The organism is Flavobacterium sp. (assembly GCF_044373165.1).
In the GTDB taxonomy this organism is placed as follows: domain Bacteria; phylum Bacteroidota; class Bacteroidia; order Flavobacteriales; family Flavobacteriaceae; genus Flavobacterium.
Map to the genome: position 1 here is coordinate 1 of NZ_JBILQL010000123.1, position 3,744 is coordinate 3,744.

4 protein-coding genes are annotated in these 3,744 nt (G+C 37.7%); 3 read left to right on the forward strand and 1 reads right to left on the reverse strand.

What is annotated here, in order from left to right:
• The first annotated feature begins 26 nt into the window (after window positions 1–26).
• The 3 genes from radC to ACIQ32_RS11390 are packed head-to-tail and all read left to right on the forward strand — an operon-like array spanning window position 27 to window position 2,180.
• Complete coding sequence (gene radC, locus ACIQ32_RS11380) at window positions 27–716, forward strand: DNA repair protein RadC (protein WP_396195809.1); 690 nt, start codon at window positions 27–29, stop codon at window positions 714–716.
• A 1-nt stretch (window position 717) separates the two neighbouring features.
• Window positions 718–1,401 (forward strand): YjjG family noncanonical pyrimidine nucleotidase, encoded by a 684-nt coding sequence (locus ACIQ32_RS11385; protein ID WP_396195810.1) that lies wholly within the window; start codon window positions 718–720, stop codon window positions 1,399–1,401.
• Window positions 1,401–2,180, forward strand: coding sequence for a hypothetical protein (locus tag ACIQ32_RS11390; RefSeq protein WP_396195811.1), 780 nt, complete (start codon window positions 1,401–1,403; stop codon window positions 2,178–2,180). Before ACIQ32_RS11385 ends, ACIQ32_RS11390 begins: the two co-directional genes overlap by 1 nt.
• A gap of 77 nt (window positions 2,181–2,257) precedes the next feature.
• On the opposite strand, the gene ACIQ32_RS11395 is transcribed toward ACIQ32_RS11390, so the two are convergent.
• Window positions 2,258–3,535, reverse strand: coding sequence for a replication-associated recombination protein A (locus ACIQ32_RS11395; protein ID WP_396195812.1), 1,278 nt, complete (start codon window positions 3,533–3,535; stop codon window positions 2,258–2,260).
• Window positions 3,536–3,744: the final 209 nt, after the last annotated feature.

The following is a 3,744-nucleotide window of genomic DNA, read 5'->3' on the forward strand; positions in this document are numbered from 1 at the left end:
ATAATTCTTTCTTTTTAGTATAAGCCATGGAACAAAACTTTTCTATAAAACATTGGTCAGAAGACGATAAGCCTCGTGAAAAGCTAATGCTGAAAGGAAAATCGGTTTTAAGTGATGCCGAATTAATTGCCATTCTTATTGGTTCAGGTAGTAGGGATGAAAGTGCTGTCTCTCTCAGCAAAAGAATACTTCAGCGTGTTGGTAATAATTTAAATGCCTTGGGAAAACTTTCAATTAATCAACTTATGGAGTTTAAAGGAATTGGCCAGGCTAAGGCAGTTACTATAGCAGCAGCACTTGAGTTAGGCCGAAGACGCCGAACGGAAGAGTTGCCTGACTTCTTTAAAATCACCTCTTCTAAAGCTGTTTTTGACATAATGCAACCTATTATAGGCGAATTGTTGCACGAAGAGTTTTGGGTTTTGTATTTGAACAATGCCAATAAGGTAATTTACAAAGGACAACTGTCCAAGGGCGGTATTACGGGCACCGTGGTAGATATTCGACTTATTTTTAAATTGGCTTTAGAACACAATGCTACTTCCATTATTTTAAGTCATAATCATCCATCGGGCAAACTTATGGCGAGTGATGCTGATAAAGAAATCACTAAAAAGCTTAAATTTGCGGGAGAGCAACTCGATATCAAAGTACTCGATCATATTATTGTTACCGAAAAAGGCTATTTGAGCTTTCAGGATGAAGGTATTTTTTAACATGAAACACATCACCGATATTTTTTTTGACCTTGATCATACCCTTTGGGATTTTGATGCTAATTCTGTCTTAGCCTTTGATAAAATTTTCAAAGAGCAACACCCAAACATCAATACCCATCAGTTTGTGGAAATTTATGCGCCAATCAATCAGGCTTGTTGGAAATTGTATCAGGTAGATAAAATAACCCATGAAGAATTGCGCTACCAAAGATTAAAACAATCGTTTGACGCATTGAGTTATACTATATCCGATGAAGCTATCGATAAAATAGCCCATGATTATATTGCTTTTTTGCCCGAAAACAATCAGCTTTTTGAAGGAGCAATTGAGGTTCTGGAATATTTGTTGCCTAAGTATCATTTGCACATCATTACTAATGGTTTTGCCGATGTACAACATAAAAAAATTGTCAATTCAGGTTTGCAAGGTTATTTTAAAACCGTGACCAATTCGGAAATGGCAGGCGTAAAAAAACCACATCGAAATATTTTTGAATTTGCCTTATCTTTAGCCAATGCTGAAAAGCAAAATGCTCTGATGATAGGCGATTGTATTGATGCAGATGTTCGCGGAGCTATTGAATTTGGAATGGAAGCCATTTTATTTGATGAAAAAAATACGCATTCGGCAGCAACCTTTAAAAGAATTAATCATCTAAAAGAATTAAAAGAAATATTGTAATGAAAAAATTTGCACTCTTGTTATTGTTTGTGTCTTTTGTATCTTATTCCCAAGGAATTAATAATTACCAATATGTAATTGTACCTAAAAAGTTTGATTCTTTTAAATCAGAAGACAGGTTCGGTCTTAATACGTCTGTAAAGCTATTGCTTCAAAAATATGGTTTCAAAGCCTATTTCAGTGATGAATCTTTTGCTGATGATACTCTTAATCGTTGTGATTTTTTAACAGCAGATTTAATCAATGAAAGCAATATCATGGTTACCAAAGTCAAAGTGGCTTTAAAGGATTGCAAAGGCAATATCGTTTACCAAACCGACCTTGGAACCAGTCGCGAGAAGCAATACGCTATAGCGTACAGTGAAGCACTGAGAGCCGCAGCCAAATCTTTTGAAACTTTGGCTTACAAGTATGAGGGTAAATCATTACCATTTCAACCAACAACAGAAAAACCGGTAGTTGGGGTTTCCGAATCCAAAATAGAATCGATTTCCACCACTAATACCAATGAGAAACCCGTAGTGAGAGTAATAGACAACAAAATAGCATCTAAGTACAATACTGTTTTCTTTTTTGCTCAACCAACAGCGAATGGTTATCAGGTTGTTGACAATGAGCCGAAAGTAATCATGCGTTTGTACAACACTTCGCAAAAGAATGTTTTTATGGCCGATAAAAATGGGGTAAACGGTACCGTTTTGCTCAAAGAAGGACAATGGGTTTTTGAATACTACAACAACGGTAATTTGGTTTCAGAACCGATTAATTTGAAATTCTAATGCGATTCTAGTATGAATTTCTGCTGCTTTAGTTATAGGGTAATTCCATACTGCCAATTGATCACTGCGCACTAAAATCAATACCCGTATTTGTCCTTCCAGCGGTTTTTTAAAAAAGTCCGCATTTCATTTTCACGGGCATTGTTCCCGGGTTGGTAAAAAGCAGTGGCTTTAATTTCATCGGGTAAATATTCTTGTTCTGAAAAATTATTGGCGTAATTGTGTGAGTATTGGTATTCTTCGCCGTATCCTAATTCTTTCATCAATTTGGTCGGTGCATTGCGCAAATGAATCGGTACCGATAAATCGCCGGTTTGTTTTACCAAAGCTTGGGCTTCGCCAATCGCCATATAACTGGCATTGCTTTTAGGGGATGTCGCCAAATAAATCGCACATTGACTTAACAAAATTCTGCTTTCCGGATAACCAATGGTTGAAACGGCTTGGAAGGTATTATTGGCCATGATAAAAGCCGTTGGATTTGCATTACCAATATCTTCACTGGAAAGAATCAACATGCGTCTGGCGATGAATTTTACATCTTCGCCACCTTCAATCATTCGGGCTAACCAATATACGGCACCATTCGGATCACTACCGCGAATCGATTTGATAAAAGCGGAGACTATATCGTAATGTTGTTCTCCGGTTTTGTCGTACAATACGGTGTTTTGTTGTACCAACTCCAATACTTTGTCGTTGGTAATCGTAATTTGACCTTCAGGGCTGGCGTTGACAACGAGTTCAAAAATATTCAATAGTTTGCGTCCGTCTCCACCCGAAAGTCGCAGTAAAGCCTCAGTTTCTTTTAATTTGATTTTTTTAGCGGAGATTATTTTGTCTTCCTTCATCGCGCGGTGCAACAAAGCCAATAAATCTTCCTTGGAAAACGGATTCAGAATGTACACCTGACAACGTGACAATAAAGCCGGAATCACTTCAAAACTCGGATTTTCGGTGGTGGCGCCAATCAGTGTGACCCAACCTTTTTCTACTGCTGCTAACAAGGAATCTTGTTGCGACTTGCTGAATCGATGGATCTCGTCGATAAACAATATCGGGTTTTTGACCGTGAACAAACCGCCGCTTTGTTTGGCTTTTTCAATCACATCGCGTATGTCTTTCACGCCGCTGTTAATGGCACTTAGTTCATAAAACGGACGGTTGCTTTGTTTGGCAATAATTTGAGCCAAAGTGGTTTTGCCTGTGCCCGGCGAACCCCAAAAAATCATCGACGGAATGACACCACGAGCGATTTGCTGGGTTAACGAACCTTGTTCGCCTACCAAGTGTAACTGACTAATATAGTCTTCCAAACGCTGCGGTCGGATGCGTTCTGCCAAAGGTGCTTCCATTTTTAATTTGAAAATGTGTCAATTTGAAGATTTGAAAATGGGATGTATTTTCAAGTCGGAATGGTACAAATTTAATTATATTAGGTTGTTGTTTTACTAATTTTCAAATTATCTCATCTTCAAATTTTCAAATTGTATGACAAATTAGCACTATTTTTATCTTGGCGGTGTTTTTGACAAGTCAAATGCGATATTTTAAGCCTATGAAC